The organism is Achromobacter sp. ESBL13 (assembly GCF_036668755.1).
Taxonomy (GTDB): domain Bacteria; phylum Pseudomonadota; class Gammaproteobacteria; order Burkholderiales; family Burkholderiaceae_B; genus Achromobacter.
In genome coordinates this window covers 1,019,716-1,038,412 of the sequence record NZ_JAZEVT010000002.1, presented here as the reverse complement: position 1 = coordinate 1,038,412, position 18,697 = coordinate 1,019,716, and the positions used below count along the sequence as shown (strand labels likewise).

At 64.7% G+C, this 18,697-nt stretch carries 19 protein-coding genes and 1 tRNA gene; 11 read left to right on the top strand and 9 right to left on the bottom strand.

Annotated features, from left to right (window positions below; translation table 11 throughout):
• Window positions 1–27 precede the first annotated feature (27 nt).
• Window positions 28–1,392: an MFS transporter gene (locus tag V6F88_RS13585; RefSeq protein ID WP_332610064.1), complete on the bottom strand. Its 1,365-nt coding sequence runs from the start codon at window positions 1,390–1,392 to the stop codon at window positions 28–30.
• A gap of 235 nt (window positions 1,393–1,627) precedes the next feature.
• Here V6F88_RS13585 and V6F88_RS13580 point away from each other — a divergent pair, with 235 nt between their 5' ends.
• Window positions 1,628–2,530 carry a LysR family transcriptional regulator gene (locus V6F88_RS13580; protein WP_332610063.1) on the top strand — a complete coding sequence of 301 codons (903 nt, stop codon included), beginning with the start codon at window positions 1,628–1,630 and terminating at the stop codon, window positions 2,528–2,530.
• 6 nt (window positions 2,531–2,536) lie between these two features.
• Here V6F88_RS13580 and V6F88_RS13575 read toward each other — a convergent pair whose 3' ends face one another.
• The 3 genes from V6F88_RS13575 to V6F88_RS13565 all read right to left on the bottom strand — a co-directional run bounded on the left by V6F88_RS13575 (window position 2,537) and on the right by V6F88_RS13565 (window position 6,326).
• Window positions 2,537–4,102 (bottom strand): argininosuccinate lyase, encoded by a 1,566-nt coding sequence (locus V6F88_RS13575; RefSeq protein WP_332610062.1) that lies wholly within the window; start codon window positions 4,100–4,102, stop codon window positions 2,537–2,539.
• Window positions 4,103–4,183: 81 nt separating this feature from the next.
• Window positions 4,184–5,098 carry a 3-keto-5-aminohexanoate cleavage protein gene (locus V6F88_RS13570; protein WP_332610061.1) on the bottom strand — a complete coding sequence of 305 codons (915 nt, stop codon included), beginning with the start codon at window positions 5,096–5,098 and terminating at the stop codon, window positions 4,184–4,186.
• 13 nt (window positions 5,099–5,111) lie between these two features.
• Window positions 5,112–6,326: an ABC transporter substrate-binding protein gene (locus tag V6F88_RS13565; RefSeq protein ID WP_332610269.1), complete on the bottom strand. Its 1,215-nt coding sequence runs from the start codon at window positions 6,324–6,326 to the stop codon at window positions 5,112–5,114.
• Window positions 6,327–6,507: 181 nt separating this feature from the next.
• On the opposite strand from V6F88_RS13565, the gene V6F88_RS13560 reads away from it, so the two are divergent.
• Window positions 6,508–7,266, top strand: coding sequence for a Crp/Fnr family transcriptional regulator (locus V6F88_RS13560; RefSeq protein WP_332610060.1), 759 nt, complete (start codon window positions 6,508–6,510; stop codon window positions 7,264–7,266).
• Window positions 7,267–7,292: 26 nt separating this feature from the next.
• Here V6F88_RS13560 and V6F88_RS13555 read toward each other — a convergent pair whose 3' ends face one another.
• The 3 genes from V6F88_RS13555 to V6F88_RS13545 form a co-directional block, all read right to left on the bottom strand.
• The gene (locus V6F88_RS13555) at window positions 7,293–8,519 is read right to left on the bottom strand and encodes a type II toxin-antitoxin system HipA family toxin (protein WP_332610059.1); all 1,227 of its coding nucleotides are present in this window, start codon (window positions 8,517–8,519) and stop codon (window positions 7,293–7,295) included.
• Window positions 8,519–8,929, bottom strand: coding sequence for a helix-turn-helix domain-containing protein (locus V6F88_RS13550; RefSeq protein ID WP_223264725.1), 411 nt, complete (start codon window positions 8,927–8,929; stop codon window positions 8,519–8,521). The genes V6F88_RS13555 and V6F88_RS13550 overlap by 1 nt, the downstream gene beginning before the upstream one ends.
• Window positions 8,930–9,208: 279 nt before the next feature.
• A tRNA-Gly gene (locus tag V6F88_RS13545) sits at window positions 9,209–9,282 on the bottom strand.
• 183 nt (window positions 9,283–9,465) lie between these two features.
• Here V6F88_RS13545 and trmB point away from each other — a divergent pair.
• From trmB to lysM, 4 genes are all read left to right on the top strand, one after another.
• The gene (gene trmB / locus V6F88_RS13540) at window positions 9,466–10,290 is read left to right on the top strand and encodes a tRNA (guanosine(46)-N7)-methyltransferase TrmB (RefSeq protein ID WP_332610058.1); all 825 of its coding nucleotides are present in this window, start codon (window positions 9,466–9,468) and stop codon (window positions 10,288–10,290) included.
• A complete protein-coding gene (pip, locus tag V6F88_RS13535; protein ID WP_332610057.1) occupies window positions 10,290–11,231 on the top strand; it encodes a prolyl aminopeptidase in 942 nt (313 codons plus the stop codon). Before trmB ends, pip begins: the two co-directional genes overlap by 1 nt.
• 12 nt (window positions 11,232–11,243) lie before the next feature.
• Entirely contained in the window at window positions 11,244–11,444 is a 201-nt protein-coding gene (gene thiS, locus V6F88_RS13530) for a sulfur carrier protein ThiS (RefSeq protein ID WP_332610056.1), read from the top strand.
• A 464-nt stretch (window positions 11,445–11,908) separates the two neighbouring features.
• On the top strand, window positions 11,909–12,355 hold the full coding sequence (gene lysM, locus V6F88_RS13525) for a peptidoglycan-binding protein LysM (protein ID WP_046806676.1): 447 nt from the start codon (window positions 11,909–11,911) through the stop codon (window positions 12,353–12,355).
• Between the two features lie 120 nt (window positions 12,356–12,475).
• Here lysM and ffh read toward each other — a convergent pair whose 3' ends face one another.
• Window positions 12,476–13,882 (bottom strand): signal recognition particle protein, encoded by a 1,407-nt coding sequence (gene ffh, locus V6F88_RS13520; protein ID WP_046806677.1) that lies wholly within the window; start codon window positions 13,880–13,882, stop codon window positions 12,476–12,478.
• A 106-nt stretch (window positions 13,883–13,988) separates the two neighbouring features.
• Between ffh and V6F88_RS13515 the strand changes: the two genes are divergently transcribed.
• The 4 genes from V6F88_RS13515 to V6F88_RS13500 all read left to right on the top strand — a co-directional run bounded on the left by V6F88_RS13515 (window position 13,989) and on the right by V6F88_RS13500 (window position 16,466).
• Complete coding sequence (locus V6F88_RS13515) at window positions 13,989–14,831, top strand: cytochrome C assembly family protein (protein ID WP_046806678.1); 843 nt, start codon at window positions 13,989–13,991, stop codon at window positions 14,829–14,831.
• Between the two features lies 1 nt (window position 14,832).
• Entirely contained in the window at window positions 14,833–15,102 is a 270-nt protein-coding gene (locus V6F88_RS13510) for a PP0621 family protein (protein WP_332610055.1), read from the top strand.
• 145 nt (window positions 15,103–15,247) lie between these two features.
• Window positions 15,248–15,826, top strand: coding sequence for a 1,6-anhydro-N-acetylmuramyl-L-alanine amidase AmpD (ampD, locus tag V6F88_RS13505; RefSeq protein WP_332610054.1), 579 nt, complete (start codon window positions 15,248–15,250; stop codon window positions 15,824–15,826).
• 19 nt (window positions 15,827–15,845) lie between these two features.
• Window positions 15,846–16,466 carry a glutathione S-transferase family protein gene (locus V6F88_RS13500; protein WP_332610053.1) on the top strand — a complete coding sequence of 207 codons (621 nt, stop codon included), beginning with the start codon at window positions 15,846–15,848 and terminating at the stop codon, window positions 16,464–16,466.
• Between the two features lie 16 nt (window positions 16,467–16,482).
• Here V6F88_RS13500 and V6F88_RS13495 read toward each other — a convergent pair whose 3' ends face one another.
• The gene (locus tag V6F88_RS13495; RefSeq protein ID WP_332610052.1) at window positions 16,483–17,301 is read right to left on the bottom strand and encodes an IclR family transcriptional regulator; all 819 of its coding nucleotides are present in this window, start codon (window positions 17,299–17,301) and stop codon (window positions 16,483–16,485) included.
• A gap of 321 nt (window positions 17,302–17,622) precedes the next feature.
• Here V6F88_RS13495 and V6F88_RS13490 point away from each other — a divergent pair, with 321 nt between their 5' ends.
• Window positions 17,623–18,690 (top strand): 2-dehydro-3-deoxygalactonokinase, encoded by a 1,068-nt coding sequence (locus V6F88_RS13490; RefSeq protein WP_332610051.1) that lies wholly within the window; start codon window positions 17,623–17,625, stop codon window positions 18,688–18,690.
• The last annotated feature ends 7 nt before the right edge of the window (window positions 18,691–18,697 follow it).

Below are 18,697 nucleotides of genomic sequence, written 5' to 3'. Positions count from 1 at the left end.
GGCGTGTCGAGCTAGTGGCGCGTCATTCTAGGCAGGCGGCCGCGCGCGGTCGCGGCCGGTGGCGGCCACGGCCACGGCGGCCAACAGCAGCACCACGGCCAGCGCGTAGGTCCACCGCATGCCCGCCGCCAACGCGGCGGGCGACGCCATCCCCACATCGGCAACGCCCGCGCCCCAGGCAAACACCGCGCCCATCAAGGACGCGCCGGTAATGAACCCCAGGTTGCGCGACAAGTTCAACAAGCCCGACACCGCCCCGCGCTGCTCCGCCTGCGCGCTGCCCATGACGGCGCTGCTGTTGGCGGCCTGGAACAGCGCGTAGCCGCTGGTGATCACGGCCAGGGGCGCCACATACCCTGCAATGCCGAAAGCCGCGGGCACCCAAGGCAGCAGCGCCGCGCCGACCGTCGTCGCAAACAAGCCGGCCAGCATCACGCGTTGCGCGCCAAATCTATCCACCGCGCGCCCAGCCGGCACCCCCGCCAACGCCGCGACGACAGGGCCGCAAGACATCACAAGCCCCACCCCCGCGGTATCCAGGCGCAGCGCGCCGCCCAGGTAAAACGGCCCCACCACCAGCGTCGTCATCATCACGGTGGACACCAGCCCGTTCGTCGCCACGCCCGCGCTTAATACGGGTTGGCGAAATAGCGACAGCTGGATAAGTGGAGACGCAGCCCGGGCTTGACGCCACACGAAGGCCCCGCCCGCCGCGGCCGCGGCGGCAAGCAGCAGGGCATTGGCGGCCCCGAAGCCGCCACCGGCGGTCATCGCCAATGCGTAGGTGGCAATACCGATTGCCAGTAAGGCAGAGCCGGGCACATCGAAGCGCGCGCCTGAGGGCACGGCGGGAGGTGACTGCCGCTGGCCACGCTGCACGCCGTCTTTCGGCAAATGAAACCACGCCAGCCCGAACGCCAACACCCCCAAGGGCACGTTGATCAGGAAAATCGACGGCCAGCCAAAGGCCCCGATCAACAGCCCACCCAACGTCGGGCCCAGCGCCGTACCAATAGCCGACATCGTCCCCATCAAGCCCATGACGCTGCCCGTTTTCTCCTTGGCGACGGCTGCGCTGGCGAATGCCATGGTCAGCGCCATCATGATGGCGGCGCCCAAGCCCTGCACCGCGCGCGCCACGATCAGGCCGCCCAAGCCGGGCAACGAGCCACATGCCAGCGACCCGACGGTGAACAGCCCGATTCCCATCAACATCAGGCGCCGGCGTCCCAGCAGATCTCCCAGCCGCCCCACGCTGACAATCAGCGTGGTGATGGCAAGCAGGTAGGCCAGCACAATCCACTGCACATCCTGAAACCGCGCATCCAACGCCACCGATAGCGTCGGCAAGGCAACGTTGGCAATACTGGCGCCCAGCGCGGGCAACAACATGCATAAAGACAGGCACATCAGCAGCCGTGGGGCGGGTCGGGGCGGCACAGGAAGTGATAGGGAAGCGCTTGGCATGATCGGGCCTGCAAGAAAGGCGGGACACCAACACGGCGCCCTTTCGCACATCCTAGGCGTGTGCGAGACCCAGCGGAAGACGCAGCATTTGCACTGAATACCTGCACCGAACGCCATGCCAAAACCCCTGCGGCACCGCGCGGCATGCTACGTTTGCCAAATGAGCCATCCCGATCTGAACCTGCTTATCACGCTGGACGCGCTGTTGGACGAAGGCAGCGTCGCGCGCGCGGCGCGGCGTTTGCGCCTGAGCCCGTCAGCCATGAGCCGCGCCCTGGCGCGGCTGCGCCACACCACCGGCGACCCGCTGCTGGTGCGCGCCGGACGCGGGCTGGTGCCCACGCCGCGCGCGCTGGAACTGCGCGGCACAGTCCATGGGCTGGTGCAGGATGTGGAAGCGGTACTGCGTCCGGCAACGCAGCCTGACCTGGCGCGGCTGACGCGCACCTTCACGCTACGCGCCAGCGACGGTTTCGTCGAGAATTTCGGGTCTCGCCTGCTTGCGCGCACCGCCCGGGAAGCCCCCGGCGTGCGGCTGCGCTTTGTACAGAAGACCGACAAGGACAGTGCCCCGCTGCGCGACGGCGACGTCGATCTGGAAACCGGTGTGGTCGGCGACGCGGCCAGCCCGGAACTGCGCACGCGCGCACTGTTTGAAGATCGGTTCGTCGGGGTGGTGCGCAAGGGGCATCCGCTGGCGGTCGGCAAAGTCACGCTTGCCCGCTATGCCAAGGCGCGCCACATCCAGGTATCGCGGCGCAACCGGGACAGCGGGCCCGTTGATGCGGCATTGGCCGCCGCAGGGCGCGAACGCAGCATCGCCACCAGCGTGAGCGGCTTTTCGGCCGCGCTGGCGCTGGCGCGCGGCTCAGACCTGATCGCTACCGTACCCGAGCGGCACACGGGCAGCCTGCGCACCGGCATGCACACTTTCACGCTGCCCTTTGCGATGCCGCCCTTCACCGTGTCCATGCTGTGGCATCCGCGCATGGACGCGGACGCCGCGCATCGCTGGCTACGCGGTTGCCTGCTGGACGCCGTCCAGCACGACACCGCGCGATAACGCTCGCTACTTCGCGGCGCTGGCGGCCAGCGCGTCAAACGCCTTGTCCAAGCTGGCCAGCGACTGGTTGATGTGATCGCGGCGGTCCTTGATCCATTTTCCTTGCGCCGCCAGCTGTTCGCGCGCGGCCTTCAGCATGCGTTCCATTTCCGCGGGTTGCGGGCCGCCGATGGTCGCGCGGTTCTTCACGATGGCCACGGGGTCCAGCGTGGCGCGGAACTCGGCTTCGCTCATGGGCAGCTCGTTGCCGTATTTGGAATCCTTCATCGCGTCGGCGTAGATGCGGCGCGCCTGGTCGTACGGAAAATCCAAGGGCTTGATGTTGTTGGTCTTGGCGTAGCTGACCACTTCGGACGCAAAGTGATGGCCATCGCGGAACGGCAGCTTGTATTTGCGCATCAGCACGTCGGCCAGTTCCTGCGACGCCGTCCAGTCGCTGTTCAACTCTTCCAGCGCGCGGTCGGGGCTGATGACCATGGCGCGTAGCACGCGGTCCCAGCGCTTGAGCGCCGACATGCCGCTATCGACCATCGCTGAATTCTGCTTCACGTCTTTCGGGTCGCTCATGCCGGGCGTGATGTTGTGCGTCTGGATCACGGGTCCCATCGCCAGCGTGATGGCGGTGGACGCGTCGCTGCGCGTGTCGTTCAACAAACCGGGGTTGCGCTTTTGCGGCATGGCGCTGGACACGTAGGTATTGCCGCCGCCCTCTTCCAGCAGGATCCACGGGCGCGACTGCGCGTACTGCGTCATGACGTCTTCAACAAAATTGCCCGTGCGCAGCGCGATGCTGGTCACGATAGACGCCACCTCCACCGGCTGGTCCATCGACGAAATCTGCGACGCGTCATACGCGTTGTCCACCAGCGCTTCAAAGCCCAGGTATTGCGCCATGCGCTTGCGGTCCAGCGGCCAGCTGGTGCCGTTCAGCACCGTGGTGCCCATCGGCGAACGGTCAATGCGGGCATAGGCCTCGCGAATGCGTTCTGCGTCGCGCGCCAGTCCGGCGGCCTGGCCCAGCAGGTAGTGCCCATAGCTGTTGGGCTGCGCGGCCACGCCATTGGTGTAGTTCGGCACGACGGTGCCGGCATGCTTGGCCGCCAGTTCAACCAGCGTGGTGGACGTCTTGTTCAACTGGTCCGCCAGGTCCAGCAGCTTGTCTCGCAGGATGGCGCTGCGGTAGGTGGCGTGCATGTCCTGGCTGGAGCGGCCGGCGTGCAGCAAGGTGATGTCTTCGCCCGCCGCCTTGATCAGCAGCGGTTCGAACGTGATGACGGTAGCGGGACGCTTGGCGCCCGGCTGGTTACCGTCATTGATGACCTTGGCCACGCCTGCCGCCAGGCGCGGCGCCATGGCCTTGTCCAACAAGCCTTCGTCGGTGTTGATGACGGTGGTGGCCTTGTTGATTTCTCCCAGCCAGAAGAAGGGGTCGCGCGGGGTCGCGGCGGCGGCCGGGGCGGATGCAGCGGCAGGGGCGGTGCCGCCGGCGGCGGGGGCTGCCTGTGCCAGCGCGGCCTGCGCGCACACTGAAAGAACCAGGGCGGCGCCCAGGGTGGGAAGACTCTGTCTCATGGCGTTCTCGTTATGGGGTGGGCCGATCAGTTTATGGAAAAGCCCCCCACTGGAAAACCCGGAGTTCTACGAACGTTGCCGTCACACCGCGAATTCGGGCCGGATACCGCTTTGCAAGGGCAGCCCCAGGATCTGGCGCGCTTCGGCGGGCGTGGCCGGTTCCATGTCCATTTCGCGGATGATGCGCACGATGCGCTCGGTCAGCTGCACATTGGTGGCCAGCTCGCCGTGGCGGTAATACAGGTTGTCTTCCAGGCCCACGCGCGCATGGCCGCCCAGCAGCAAGGCGCTGATGTTGGCTTCCAGTTGCGACGGGCCGATGCCGCTGACGCAGAAGATGCTGTTCTTGGGCAGCAGGTCCACCATCATCTGCAAATGGCGCGGCGAGAACGGCATTGCGTTCTGAAAATTGCGGTGCACGTTCATGACCAGGTTGATGAAATGCGGCCCTTCGTCCAGGCCTTCATCGATCAGCGTGGTGGCGTCTTGCAGGATGTGCGTGGGGCTAAAGACTTCCCATTCGGGCTTGATGCCGCGCGCCTTCATGCCTGCCGCCAGTTCGCGCGCCTTGGTCAGCGGCGTGTTCATCAGGTATTCGCGGTCGCCAAACGCCAGGTTCAGCGTGGTGGCGTCCAGCGTGCACATTTCGGCGCCGGCATCCATGCCTTTCAGGCGCTCTTCCCACAGGATCTCCCAGGTGCCGGGCGACGTTTCCCTGACCATGTCGCCATGCACGCCGCCGCCGGTGGAGTTGTTCAGCACGATGTCGCAGCGTTCGCGGATGCGTTGGTTCATGTCGCGATAGATCGCCGCATCGCACGTCGCCTGGTCGTCGGGCCGGCGCGCATGCAGCGCCACTACGCTGGCGCCCGCGTTGTAGCAGCGGTAGACGTCCTCGGCGATCTCTGCCGGTTGCGTAGGCAGATGCGGGTTCTGGGTCTTGAATGCCATGCCCCCGGTCGGGGCGATGGTCACGATGACTTTGCGTTTGGCCATGGCGGTCTCCGGTTTATTTCCACAGCGCGCAGCGGCTTTCGGACTGCTTGGTGAAGGCCTCGTTGCCGTCGATGGTTTGCAGCACCTTGAAGTAGTCCCAAGGCTGCTTGGACTCGTCCGGGGTCTTCACTTGCAGCAGGTACATGTCGTGCACGACACGGCCGTCGGGGCGCACGACGCCATCCTTGATGTAGATGTCGTTCAGCTTGTTCTGGCGCAGATACGCCAGCACGCGGTCGGCGTCATCGGTGCCGGTGGCCTTGACGGCGCGCAGGTATTGCAGCGCGGCGGAATAATCGGCCGCTTGCAGCGACGACGGCATGGCGTTGCGGCGTTCAAAGAACTTCTGGGCCCAGGCGCGCGTGGCGTCCGACGCATTCCAATACCAGCTGTCGGTCAGGTACATGCCCTGCGTGGCGGGCAGTCCCATGGCGTGGATGTCGTTGATGAACATGATCATGCCCGCCAGCCGCATCGTCTTGGTCACGCCGAATTCGTTGGCGGCCTTGATCGCATTCGTAGCGTCCGCGCCGGCATTGGCCAAGGCAAGGATGTCGGCCTTGCTGGCCTGCGCCTGCAACAGGAACGACGAAAAATCGCTGGCCGACAAGGGGTGCTTGACCGAGCCCACGACCTTGCCGCCGCCCGCCTCGACCACCTTCGTCGTATCGGCTTGCAGCGCATTACCAAAGGCGTAATCGGCCGTCAGGAAGTACCAGCTTTTACCGCCCGCTTTGACCACGGCGGCGCCCGTGCCCCGCGCCTGCGCGACGGTGTCGTACGCGTAGTTCAGCGTGTAGGGCGTGCATTGCTCGTTGGTCAGTGCGGGCGCGCCGGCACCCACCACGATGATGGGTTTCTTCTTGTCGGCCGCCACCTGCGACATGGCCAGCGCGGTGCTGGAATTGGTGCCACCGATCAGCATGTCCAGGCCGCGCTGATCGAACCATTCGCGCGCCTTGGCCGAGGCGATGTCCGCTTTATTCTGATGGTCCGCCGTCAACAGTTCGATTCTCTTGCCGTTGATCTCGCCGCCCATTTCTTCGATTGCCATCTTGATGGCTTCAGCGCCCCCCGGGCCATCGGGGCCCGAGTACACGCCGGACAGGTCGGTGATGAACCCGATTCGAATAACGTCGTCCGAAATCTGGGCGTGTGCGGCGCCGGCGTGCAGCAGCGACACGGCGACGCCCCAGGCGAGCGCGCCGCCGGACATGATGCGTGGCATTGACAACATACCTGTCTCCTCTTATGTTTTTTGGCTCTTGATGCCTCAACTATTCTGGGACCGCCCACTGGCCCGTACAGTCATCATGGTGACAAAGCGGCCTAGGGTTTACCTGAGCGCCTTTTCTCCTTTTCGCCTTTTTCCCTTTTGGCCTTTCCCCCTTTTGTCGAACGGAGCAACCATGCGTGCATCCACCGCAAGCACAGGCAGCCAGACCGGCGTCCCCGCGTGCAAGCCGGCCGCATGTCCGGTGGACAGGATGTTGAGCGTTGTGCCCTGGTACAACGGCTTGCCCGAACTGGAACGCAATCTGGTCCGCTCGGAATTGCGCACGGTGTCGCTGGCCACCGGCGAATATCTTTTTCGCGCGGGGTCGAAGTCGCTGGGGTGGTACGGCGTGGTCGAAGGGCTGGTGAAATGGACGTCGCCGGGTGCGAACGGCAAGTGCCTGTCGCTGGCCGGTTTCAGCATCGGCAGCTGGTTCGGCGAAGCCACGATGCTGCGCCGCGAGCGCTTCGAATATGAGGTCGTGGCGCTGCGCCCCAGCCGCATCGTGATCCTGCCGCGCGACACTTGCGAACGGCTGTGGAATCACAATATCGAATTCACCAAGGCCGTGACGATGCATTTGGCGCAGCGCGTCAATTGGCTGATGGCCTGCTATACCGGCAACGTATTGCTGGACGTCGACACCACCGTAGCCCGCGCCGTGGCGGCGCAATTCGATGCCGAACGCCATGCCGATACGCAGGGGCGTTTGAAGATATCCCAGGAAGAAATCGCCAGCCTGTGCGGCGTGTCCCGCCAACGCTGCAACGCCGCGCTAACGCGGCTGGCGCGCGCGGGCGTGCTACGAACGCACTACGGCGGAATGACGATATTGGATAAGGATGCGCTGTATCGGCGGGCGATGATCGAGGATGATGCCGGCAATCGATAGCAGCCTGCCGAGGCTGGGCAATGCCTTCATAGAAATGCCGGCTCAAAATCCGTCAAGCCGGAGCGTTGCATGCCCAGCCCCTTTGCCACCTCGCGCCAGCTATCCACCGCCTGAGCCACCTCTGTCCAGATTGCAGCTGCTTTCTGCGCATCCAGCCTGAAATAGGCGGCACCCTCCATCAGCATGGCGCGGCTGTCGATTGGCCCCGAATCCTCGGTCAGCCATGTCTTGCTCTCGCGACGGTCGCCAGGCATCGGATTCAAGTCAAACGCCGGCGACAATCGCCATCCATGGTTGCGCGCGTCGTACAGCAGACCCGTATTCCGCAAATGATCATCGGTATTGCAGATCAGAAAATTGAAAGCCAGGCGTCGCCACAACTGATGGATATCGGCAATAGGGTTGGCGCCGCCCTGCAACAGAACATCCACCAATTCGGTATACGCATGCACCGTGTCCCGACCATCGGATTGCAGCATTCTCGCGGCGGACACGTAGGGGATGCGCCCGCCATTGTCGGTACGGGCAAAACGCCGAATAATGGCCACCGCCGTTCCGTCAACAACCGCCACACGCGCAACTGCCGTATTGACGCCAGCCTTGCTGGCAAGATGCATTGCCATCACTTCGCCACGGATAATGTCGCGCTGATCCGCCTGACTAGGAAACTTGCCCAAGGCTAAACGTCCATCGTGGTCTAACACCGTCGATTTGGGCCGGGCTCCGCCAAGCGAGGTGCCCTGCCCCAGCAGGTATTGCAGGTCCTGCTCGCTCTCCGTTCCGGCCTCTAGCGCTCGGGCGGCTCGCACAACGTTATCCAGCTTCAGCAATGGCGGCACTTTTCCATGCGTGTCGTCGGCGCGAAGATAGATTTGAGCGGAAGGGTCAAACAAACGCAGCGCCCCGACACGGGCCTCGTCGTCAACCCATAGCAAGAAGTCGACAGGCTCGAGCGCAGGCGTGTCCCGGTCTTTCTGCCGGAACCTCGCATGCGCGCGCCGGATTACACGCTCGCCCCAGGAGTCGGGCGCAGTGTCTTCCAGCGCGCGAAAAAACGTCTGTTCAGGATGTTGGATGCCCGAGACGGGCAACAGGTCGGGCGATAGCGTGAAAAAACGCGGGCTTTGCAGCCAACGCTCGTCGTACTGGAACGCGCTGCGCTTGCCGTTACCCAAATACAGCCGTCCTACCACTTGCCCGCTGGACCCCAGATGAACCTCCAGGTCTCCACGCCGGATCACCTTCGGCGCCATCAGAAACCCTCCAGCTCTTCGTTGTCATTCGTCGATTGGGTTTGACCGGGCTGAGAATCGGACATGCCCAATTTTCGGCCACGCGATGTGCGAACCCGCTGCGGCAAATTTTCACGCATCAGCGCCATGCCAAGCGCGTCCTTTTCCATGGCCAAAACCTCGGCCACGGCGTCCAGGCGACCAAGCACATGCAACGCGCGCAGGAAGGTGTGCAGGGCGGTGCCGGGATAGCCGTCTTCCATGCGCCTGACGGTACTTAGTGAGGTGCCAATGCGCTCGGCCAAGTCTTCCTGACTTAGCCGGCGCATACGGCGAGCGGACGAGATGTCCTGTCCCAGGCGATGCAGTGCACGCTCGACGGGGCGCGGCATAGCGACACGGTGCTCGGCAGATTTTGGGGTGGAAGGCATGGGGTGCTTGGTCAAATATGAAGGCAAATTGCCCATAGACGGTCATATATGAACATATCGCGATTTGCCAGACAAGCAAGTCCCGTTAACTATTCAAATATGACGTTTAAATTGATTCACGGATTCATATTTGGCTGACTGCGCGTGCGACGGTTCGGTTTGGCGATATGACAACTACGCCTTCAACGTGCCGCCGGACGCAAGGGGCGGGCACGAGCGTCGACGGGCGTCAAACAGACGGGATCGATCGTCGCGCGAATAGCGTGCAAGCCTGAGAGTTGGAGCGGGTGAAGGGAATCGAACCCTCGTATGAAGCTTGGGAAGCTGCCGTTCTACCATTGAACTACACCCGCTCGGGTGTCGTGCCAGAGCGCGGGTCCCTGGCAGAGTCGGCGATTATAGCGCGGCTTTTTTTGGATTCGGGCAGGAATTTTGGCTGGCCGCCGCGCTTGCGCGTCATGGCGGGTTGATATGTCCCTTATTTAGTGCATCCGGCTGACTCCGCGGGTCGGCACCTGCCACTACAATTCGGGGCTATGAATACGAACAACCCCGCGGACAAGCCCGCGACGCCCCCCGTGAACACCTCCGACACGACCGCCGATTCCTCTGCTTCGGCGCCCGCCGCCGCCGCCGTTTCCCCCGAGACGCAGGCCGCGCTGGCCAGCACCGCCCACGCGCCGAACAGCCCCGGCGCGACGCACATCCGCAGCTTTGTGCACCGCCGTGGCCACATCACCCAAGGCCAGCTGGCCGCGCTGGAACGGTTGATGGGCGAATGGTCCATTCCGTACGCGCCCCGCCGCCTGGACCCCGCCGCGGCATTTGGTCGACAAGCGCCGACGGTGCTGGAGATTGGTTTCGGCATGGGCGAGACCACCGAGAAGATCGCGCTAGCGCGTCCGGACGACAACTTCCTGGGCGTGGAAGTGTTCAACGCCGGCGTCGGCTCGCTGCTGCGCCGCATTGAAGATTCCAAGATTCAAAACCTGCGCATCGTCCAGCACGACGCGGTCGAGGTCGTGCGCGACATGATCGCGCCGGACTCGCTGGCCGGCGTGCACGTGTACTTTCCGGACCCGTGGCCCAAGAAGCGCCATCACAAGCGCCGCTTGCTGCAACCCGCGTTCGTGTCGCTGCTGGCCAGCCGCATCGCGCCGGGCGGCTACATCCATTGCGCCACCGACTGGGAAGACTACGCGGTGCAGATGCTGGAAGTCCTTAGCGGCGAACCGCTGTTGGCCAACACGGTCGATGGCTACGCGCCGCGCCCCGATTACCGCCCCCTGACCAAATTCGAGACACGCGGCCTGCGCCTGGGCCATGGCGTGTGGGACCTGATTTTCAAGCGAGTCGCCTGATGCTCTATCCGCCGATCGAACCGTACCGCCACGGCATGCTGGATACCGGAGACGGACACCAGATCTATTGGGAGATGTCGGGCAATCCGAACGGCAAGCCCGCCGTGTTCCTGCATGGCGGGCCGGGCAGCGGTTGTTCGCCCGTGCATCGCCAGTTGTTCGATCCGCAACGCTACAACGTGCTGTTGTTCGATCAGCGTGGTTGCGGGCGATCCAAGCCGCATGCCAGCCTGGACAACAACACGACCTGGCATCTGGTGTCCGACATCGAACGCCTGCGCACCGAAATCATGGGCGCCGAAAAGTGGCTGGTGTTCGGGGGATCGTGGGGCTCGACGTTGGCGCTGGCGTATGCGCAGACGCACCCGTCGCACACCAGCGAACTGGTCGTGCGCGGCATCTTCGGTTTGCGACGCGCGGAAATCCAGTGGTTCTACCAGGAAGGCGCTTCGTGGCTGTTTCCGGATCGCTGGGAAGAATACCTGGCGCCCATTCCGGAAGCCGAGCGCGGCGACCTGGTCGCGGCGTATCACAAGCGGCTGACGGGCGATGATCCGGTCGAGCAGTTGCGCGCGGCCAAGGCCTGGAGCAAATGGGAAGACAGCACCATTACGCTGCTGCCCAGCCCGCGGCACCAGCAAAGCCACGCCGCCGACCGCGCCGCGCTGGCGTTTGCGCGCATCGAAAACCACTACTTCGTGAACGCGGGCTTCATGGAAGAAGGCCAGCTGATACGCGACGCGCACAAGCTGCGCGGCATACCCGGCACCATCGTGCAGGGCCGCTACGACGTCTGCACGCCCGCGCGCACGGCCTGGGACCTGCATCGCGCCTGGCCGGAAGCGGACTTCCACCTGGTGCCCGACGCGGGCCACGCCTTTGATGAACCCGGCACGCTGGCGCGCCTGATCGCCGCCACCGACGCTTACGCAAAACAGTGAGGACACCCTGACATGCACATCACCCTGAACGGCGACGCGCGGGAATTTCCGTTGAACACGACCGTGATCGAACTGCTGCAAACGCTGGGCTATGCCGGCAAGCGCGTGGCGGTGGAGCGCAACGGCGAGATCGTGCCCAAGAGCCAGCACGAGCAAACCACGCTGAAAGATGGCGACCAGATCGAGATCGTGGTGGCGGTGGGCGGAGGCTGAGCGTCCGCTATGCACTGACTTGCACGCAACGACAGAGGGCCGCTGATGATCAGCGGCCCTTTGCGTTTGCGCGGATGTTGGCGTGGCGCCGGGGGGTGGCATGGCGCGGGATGGTGGCGTCAACGTGGTGCCAATACCTTTCTTCATTGCACGGCTTGCCCGATGAGGTTTGCGCCAAGCGCGCGAGTCACCGTGCAAAGTGACGAGCATTGTTGCGTAGTCTGGCGCGCTCCTAGCAACCTGTTACACCATAACCCCTCGTCTGGCGGCAATTGCGCGAGTAATAATCGTTGCTGTTGGCTCGATACGCGGCAAATTGCGGGGCAAGCGGGGCGCCTTTGCGTCACCCCGTCACCCCGTCACCCCGTCACCCCTTCACCCGCCGGATTCCACGGCATGTTGCCCGCCGCGCGCGCTCGTCAGGGACTTGGTTTTCTCACCGCAGCACAGATAAAGGAAACACTATGGGTCTGCTCAATTTCATCAAGGACGTAGGCGAAAAGCTTTTCGGCGCCAGCGAGGCCAAGGCCGCGACGGCTGACGAACTGAAGAAAGAGCTGGATAAGCACGGCCTGAATGCCGATGGCCTACAGATCACCGTGGACGGCGACAAAGTCACGGTAGCCGGCGAAGCGCTAAGTACGGAAGACGCCGAGAAGATTTCACTGGCGCTGGGCAACACGGTGGGCGTGGCGGCGGTGGACAACCAGTTGAAGGTCAAGCAGGCCACGCCGGAAGCCAAGATGTACACGGTGCAAAAGGGCGACAACCTGTGGAAGATCGCTGAAGCGCAATACGGAAAGGGCCAAGGCGCCAAGAACACGCTGATCTTCGAGGCCAACAAGCCGATGCTGACCAGCCCGGACAAGATCTATCCGGGCCAGGTGCTGCGCATTCCGCCGCTGTCGTAAGCGGCCGCTGAACTCGACAAGCCGGAGAACACCCATGCGTTTTCCGGATTGTGTCGCGGCACGGCGCCCCCTGCTTGCCGCGATCGCTTGGCCAGACGCAACGTCTGGCCATTTTTTTGCCTACTTCATGCCAAAGCGGCCCAGGCCTTTCATGCCGCCCATGGCGCGCATCATCTTTGCCATGCCGCCCTTCTTCATCTGCTTCATCATCCCCTGCATCTGCTCGAACTGAGCCAGCAGGCGGTTGACTTCCTGGACCGGCACGCCGGATCCAGTGGCGATGCGGCGCTTGCGGGACGCCTTGATCAGTTCGGGCTTGGCGCGTTCGGCGGCCGTCATGGAGTTCAGGATGCCCTCCGTGCGGCGCAACTGCTTTTCAGCCTGGCCGCCTTGCAGCTGACCCGCCGCCTGCTGGAACTGGGCCGGCAGCTTTTCAAGCAGCGAACCCATGTCGCCCAGCTTCTTCACCTGGCCAAGCTGATCGCGGAAATCGTTCAAGTCGAACTTGTTGCCCGACTTGATCTTGGCGGCCAGCTTTTGCGCATCGGCGATGTCGATGTTCTTTTGAGCCTGCTCGACCAACGAAACGATATCGCCCATGCCCAGCACGCGTTGCGCCATGCGGTCAGGGTAGAAAGGTTCCAGCCCGTCCAGCTTTTCGGACACGCCGACAAACTTCAGCGGCTTGCCGGTAACGTGGCGCACCGACAGGGCCGCGCCGCCCCGGGCGTCGCCGTCCAGCTTGGTCAGCACCACACCGGTCAGGGGCAGCGCATCCGCGAAGGCACGCGCGGTGTTGACCGCGTCCTGGCCTTGCATGGCGTCCACGACGAACAGCGTTTCCACCGGCTTGACCAGATCATGCAGCGCGCGGATTTCGCGCATCATGGCTTCGTCGATACCCAGGCGGCCGGCCGTATCAAGAATCAGCACGTCGTAGTGGTGACGGCGCGCATGGTCCACCGCGCCGCGCGCGATGTCTTCGGGTTTCTGACTGGGGTCGGACGGCAGGAAATCGACGCCGACCTGAGCGGCCACGCTTTTTAGCTGGTCGATAGCGGCGGGGCGATACACGTCGGCGGACACCACCAGCACTTTCTTCTTGCCGGTCTTGCGGCCGTGCTGCGTGTGCTGCCCTTCGGACAACCAGCGGGCCAGCTTACCGGTGGTGGTGGTTTTACCCGCGCCTTGCAGGCCGGCCATCAGGATGACGGCGGGCGGCTGCACGGCCAGCGACAGTTCGTTGGAGTCGGCGCCCAGGTCACCGCCCATCAAGGCGGTCAGTTCCTTGTGGACGACGCCGACCAGGGCTTGCCCCGGGCTGAGGCTGGCGGCCACTTCCTCGCCCAGCGCTTTTTCCTTCACGCGGGCGACAAATTCGCGCACGACGGGCAGCGCCACGTCGGCTTCCAGCAGCGCCATGCGCACTTCGCGCAGCATCTCCTGGGTGTTGGCCTCGGTCAGGCGGGCTTCACCGCGCAGCGTCTTGACGACACGCGATAGGCGTTGAGTTAGGTTATCGAGCATGAGAGGCGTTTCCGCTTAAACTAGTTGATTGAACGGTGGCCGCAGGCGCGGATTCTGCGCTTTCGGGTGGCACGCACCCCAAGGCCCCATCCAGACAACGGTTTCTATGTCACTCGGCATTGTATTTCACACAGCGGCTGCCTTGGCGTATGCAGTGCTAGGGGGGTCACTTTGGATCCGCCTGGCCGGCGCCGGGGAAGTTGAGCAGACAGGCAAAATCGGCCGTCTGTGCCTGCTGGGGGCCCTGGTTCTACAGGGAATCGGCCTGCAACAAGCGATGCTGGGCGCCCAGCATCTGTTCATTGGGTGGGCACTGGCCCTGTCCGCCGCCATCTGGTTGGGCATGGTGGTGTTCTGGCTGGAAAGCCTGCTGGTGCGCATTGACGGCCTGCAATTGCTGCTGCTGCCCGCCGCCGCCCTGGCCAGCGCCCTGGCCGCCCTTTTTCCGCAAGGCCAGTTCGTGCCGCACGCGGACGACGCCTGGCTGCGTGTGCACCTCTTGATTGCGCTGGCCGCCTACGGCCTGATCACCATCGCCGCGCTGCACGCCATGATGATGGCCCTGCTTGACCGTCACCTGCACCGCCCGCTGGACGCGCCCGCCGAACGCAGCATCATCGGCCGCGTGCTGGACTCGCAGCCGCCGCTGCTGGTGCAGGAACAGCTGCTGTTCCGTATTATCTGGATCGGTTTCATCGTGCTGACCCTGGCCGTGGGCTCGGGCTCGGTGGCGTCCATGAAGCTGACGGGCAAGATCCTGCCGTTTGACCACAAGACCGTCTTCACGCTGCTGTCCTGGCTGACGTTTGGCGTGCTGCTGGTTGGCCGCCACGTGTGGGGCTGGCGGGGCCGCGTGGCGCTGCGCTGGACGCTGACGGGTTTTGGTTTTTTGATTCTGGCGTACACCGGCAGCCGGTTCGTGCTGGAAATGATTCTGCATCGAGGCTGACGTGGGCAAGTTGTTGTTCTGGATCGTTCTGATCATCGCGGTGCTGTTCGTGGCCCGCATCGCGGCCCGCATGGCGGCCGCCCGCCAGGCCGGCGAGCCCGCCCAAGGGCGCGGCAAGGCGGCACGCTCGGCGCCCGCGCCGGCCGCCCCCGAATCCATGGTGCGTTGCGCGCATTGCGGCATCCACCTGCCCCGGTCCGAGGCCGTGCTGGTGAACGGCATGACCTGGTGCAGCACCGAACATTCCACGCTGGGTCCCGCCAGGAAGTAAGCCGGAAGCGGGGAAGCGGAAACCGGGCGCCCGCGACGGCGCAGGGGCTGCGTTTTACGTACGCCCCCCGGCAAAAACGCCAATTTGGGAGGCGGCGGCGACCACGGCATAATGCCCGTTGGATTCAACACGCATGTTCTCTCTTATGGCTCTGCTTCTGGATCGACATGGCTGGCTGGCGCCGGCCGCCGGCGTCACCCTGCTGCCTTCGCCCAACCGCGACGCGCGCCCCGACGGCGCGCAGGTTTCCTTGCTGGTGTTGCACAACATCAGCCTGCCGCCCGGTCAATTCGGCGGCCCGGAAGTCGCGGGGCTGTTCACCAACACACTGGACCATTCCTCGCACCCCTGGCTGGAACGCCTGCGCGGCCTGCGCGTGTCGGCCCACTTCTTTATTCGACGCGATGGGCGCATCATGCAGTTCGTGTCCACCGACCAACGCGCGTGGCACGCGGGCGTGTCGCGCTTTGGCCGGCGCGAACGCTGCAATGACTTTTCCATCGGCATTGAGCTCGAAGGCACGGACACCCTGCCGTACGCCGACGAGCAATACCTGGCGCTGCGCAAGCTGACGCCGGTACTGCGCGCGCGTTATCCGCTGGCTGCGGCCTGGGGTCACGAACACATTGCCCCCGGGCGCAAGACGGACCCCGGGCCTGCTTTCAACTGGACGCGTTTTTCGCGCGACAGCGGCTTTGCGCGGCGGCAGTTGCCGCCCGTCTGACACTACTCAAGGACTGGTTATGTTGAAGATCTGGGGACGCCTTACGTCCGTCAACGTGCAGAAGGTAATGCTGGCCGTGCGCGAACTGGCCCTGCCGCACACCTTTACCCAGGCAGGCGGACCGTTCGGCGTGGTGGATACGCCCGAATTCGCCAAGCTGAACCCGAACCGCACCGTGCCGGTGATCGATGACGGCGGCTTTGTGCTGTGGGAATCGAACGCCATCGTGCGTTACCTGGCCGCGCGCTACGGCGTGGGCACCTTGTGGCCGGAAGACGCCTGCATGCGCGCCGACGCCGACCGCTGGATGGACTGGCAGGCCACCGAATGGCAAGCCGCGATGGGCCCTGCATTTCTGGGCCTGATCCGCACGTCCGAAGCCAAGCGCGACCACGCCGCAATTGAAAATTCGGTCAAGCGTTCCAACGTCCGCGCCCAGATCCTGGACCAGGCGTTGCAAGGCCGCGAGTTCATTGCGGGCCGTCACCTGACGATGGGCGACATTGCACTGGTCAGCTCGGCGCACCGCTGGCTGGCCCTGCCCATCGAACGCCCCGACACCCCGGCGCTGTCCGCCTGGTATCGCCGCGTGATGATGCGCCCTGCGCCGCAAGGCGTGCTGACGCTTCCGCTGGAATAAAGCTTGCCGGACCGCGTCAGCCGCGGTCCACCTTCCAGCCCATTTCCGCCGAAATGCCGGCAGCGGCTTCCTGCACCACGGGCACCATGTCGCGCATGCGTTCAAGTGACATATACGGCACGGTGCTGGACACGCTGATCGCCGCCACGATGCCGCTTGACGCATCGCGCACCGGCGCCGCCACACAGCGGATCGACGGCTCGTTGTCTTCCAGATCAAACGCATAGCCCTGCGCCGCATAGTCACGCATGCGGTCGCGGAACGCTTCCCAGCTTTGCTGGCCGCCGGGTGCGCGCGAGGACACCGGCGCGCCGATGCGATGCAGCGCCTTCCATTGCGGTTCTTCGGTATCCAGCAGCAGCGCCTTGCCCACGCCCGTTGCCGCCAGCGGCATCCGGTGTCCCACGCGCGAGCGCATTTCCAGCCCCTTCTTGCCGGGAATTTTTTCCAGGTACAGCACTTCGTCGTTGTCACGCACGGCCAGATGTATGGTGTCGCCCGTCTGCACGGCCAACGCATCCAGGTAGGGCCGCGCCAGCGTCGCCATGGGAAACGCCTCACGCGCCTGAAAGCCCAGTTCGATCAGCTTGGGTCCCAGCACATAACCCACCCCCGGCAAGGCACGCAAATAGCGCTCTTGCACCAGACAGCTGGCAAGCCGGTGCGTGGTGCTGCGCGCCACGCCGATGCGGGCGCAGATTTCCTTCAGGTCACGCGCGCCGTCGGCCACCGCCTGCACGACGGCCAAGCCGCGCATCAAGGTCTGCGTGCCGGCGGGCGCGGCGGCGTCGGGGTCCAGGGTGGGAATGGGGTTTGCGGTCAAGGGGAAGGTCATGAAACGTGGATGCAACAGCAGAAACGGGGCAAGCATACCTGGGATGGCGGGGTCAGGGCGGGACGCGGTACCAGGGCAGTTCCCTTCGCGGACCGGCCAAGCCGATGCACTTTGCCACGCCCGTATTCCCTATATGTGGGATTTAATTCTATATTTTGAGATTTTTCAAGCTCTGATCTAGAATTTTTTCCGACGCGCGCCGCGCTTTGCACAAGCCCGGTGCGCACCGACACAACAAGGCTTCCCAGCCGCACCCGTCCCGCGCATTTCCGGCGCCGGGCGGGCGCAGCAGGCAGGGCAGCCAACGATGAGACACATCAGATGACACCTGCAACGCCCGCCCGCGCGGCGCTTATCGCGCTGGACTGGGGCACCTCTTCGCTACGCGCGTATCGGCTGGACGGCACGGGCCGCACGCTGGACGCGCGGCATCTGCCCTGGGGCATCATGCGCCTGCCGCAACCCTTGCAGGATGGCGCGGCCAGCACCGCCCTGTCCGGTTTCGACCTGGCGTTCGACCAGGCTTGCGGCGACTGGCTGCGCGCGGAACCGACCTTGCCGGTCATCGCCTGCGGCATGGTCGGCAGCGCGCAAGGCTGGCGTGAGGCGGCCTACCTGGACGTGCCCGTCGACCTTGAGCGCATTGGCACCTTGCTGACGGTGGTGGAACGCACCAGCGCCGGCCCCGACGCCACGCCAGTGCACATCGTGCCCGGCCTGATCCAGCGCCACGGCCTGCCCAACGTGATGCGCGGAGAAGAAACGCAGGTCTTCGGTGTGATGTTCGACCAGGCCCAGGAATCCAGCGCGGACCCGGCAGACAGCGTGTTGATCGGCCTGCCCGGCACGCATTCCAAATGGGTCACCGCCCGCCGCGGCCGCGTCACCCACTTCGACACCTTCATGACCGGCGAGGTCTACGCCGCGCTGCGCGGCCACACCATCCTGGGCCGCACGATGAGCGATGCGCCCGCCGCCGACATGGCCGCCTTCGAACGGGGCGTGAAGGTGGCCGGCGCCCCGGTCGGCCGCGCCGGCGTGTTGTCCACCATTTTCAGCACGCGCGCGCTGGGCCTGACCGGCGAACTGGCGGCCACGTCGCAAGCCGACTATCTGTCCGGCCTGCTGATCGGCCACGAAATCGCCGCGCTGGCCCAGATGCTGCACCAGCAAGGCGAGCTGCCCCGCATCGTGCTTTGCGGCGACCCGGCGCTGTGTGAGCGCTACATCCTGGCCATGCAGCACTACGGCCTGGGTACGCCCGAACAAGCGCGGAACGCCACCGAACGCGGCTTGTGGCACCTGGCCGTCTGCGCCGGGCTGGTCAAGGCCGAACCGGGCGCGGCCGGACAGCGCCACGCCACCCCCACCCCTTCGGCATCCGTCTAGGAACCCC

Bases quoted from the DNA above. Each gene is read 5' to 3' on its own strand.
- V6F88_RS13580 (WP_332610063.1), top strand. From the start codon at position 1,628: ATGAGCCATCCCGATCTGAACCTGCTTATCACGCTGGACGCGCTGTTG.
- V6F88_RS13495 (WP_332610052.1), bottom strand. From the start codon at position 17,301: ATGACCTTCCCCTTGACCGCAAACCCCATTCCCACCCTGGACCCCGAC.
- V6F88_RS13555 (WP_332610059.1), bottom strand. From the start codon at position 8,519: ATGGCGCCGAAGGTGATCCGGCGTGGAGACCTGGAGGTTCATCTGGGG.
- V6F88_RS13585 (WP_332610064.1), bottom strand. From the start codon at position 1,392: ATGTTGTTGCCCGCGCTGGGCGCCAGTATTGCCAACGTTGCCTTGCCG.
- V6F88_RS13500 (WP_332610053.1), top strand. From the start codon at position 15,846: ATGTTGAAGATCTGGGGACGCCTTACGTCCGTCAACGTGCAGAAGGTA.
- thiS (WP_332610056.1), top strand. From the start codon at position 11,244: ATGCACATCACCCTGAACGGCGACGCGCGGGAATTTCCGTTGAACACG.
- lysM (WP_046806676.1), top strand. From the start codon at position 11,909: ATGGGTCTGCTCAATTTCATCAAGGACGTAGGCGAAAAGCTTTTCGGC.
- trmB (WP_332610058.1), top strand. From the start codon at position 9,466: ATGAATACGAACAACCCCGCGGACAAGCCCGCGACGCCCCCCGTGAAC.
- ffh (WP_046806677.1), bottom strand. From the start codon at position 13,882: ATGCTCGATAACCTAACTCAACGCCTATCGCGTGTCGTCAAGACGCTG.
- V6F88_RS13550 (WP_223264725.1), bottom strand. From the start codon at position 8,929: ATGCCTTCCACCCCAAAATCTGCCGAGCACCGTGTCGCTATGCCGCGC.
- ampD (WP_332610054.1), top strand. From the start codon at position 15,248: ATGGCTCTGCTTCTGGATCGACATGGCTGGCTGGCGCCGGCCGCCGGC.
- V6F88_RS13560 (WP_332610060.1), top strand. From the start codon at position 6,508: ATGCGTGCATCCACCGCAAGCACAGGCAGCCAGACCGGCGTCCCCGCG.
- V6F88_RS13575 (WP_332610062.1), bottom strand. From the start codon at position 4,102: ATGAGACAGAGTCTTCCCACCCTGGGCGCCGCCCTGGTTCTTTCAGTG.
- V6F88_RS13565 (WP_332610269.1), bottom strand. From the start codon at position 6,326: ATGCCACGCATCATGTCCGGCGGCGCGCTCGCCTGGGGCGTCGCCGTG.
- V6F88_RS13490 (WP_332610051.1), top strand. From the start codon at position 17,623: ATGACACCTGCAACGCCCGCCCGCGCGGCGCTTATCGCGCTGGACTGG.
- V6F88_RS13570 (WP_332610061.1), bottom strand. From the start codon at position 5,098: ATGGCCAAACGCAAAGTCATCGTGACCATCGCCCCGACCGGGGGCATG.
- V6F88_RS13515 (WP_046806678.1), top strand. From the start codon at position 13,989: ATGTCACTCGGCATTGTATTTCACACAGCGGCTGCCTTGGCGTATGCA.
- pip (WP_332610057.1), top strand. From the start codon at position 10,290: ATGCTCTATCCGCCGATCGAACCGTACCGCCACGGCATGCTGGATACC.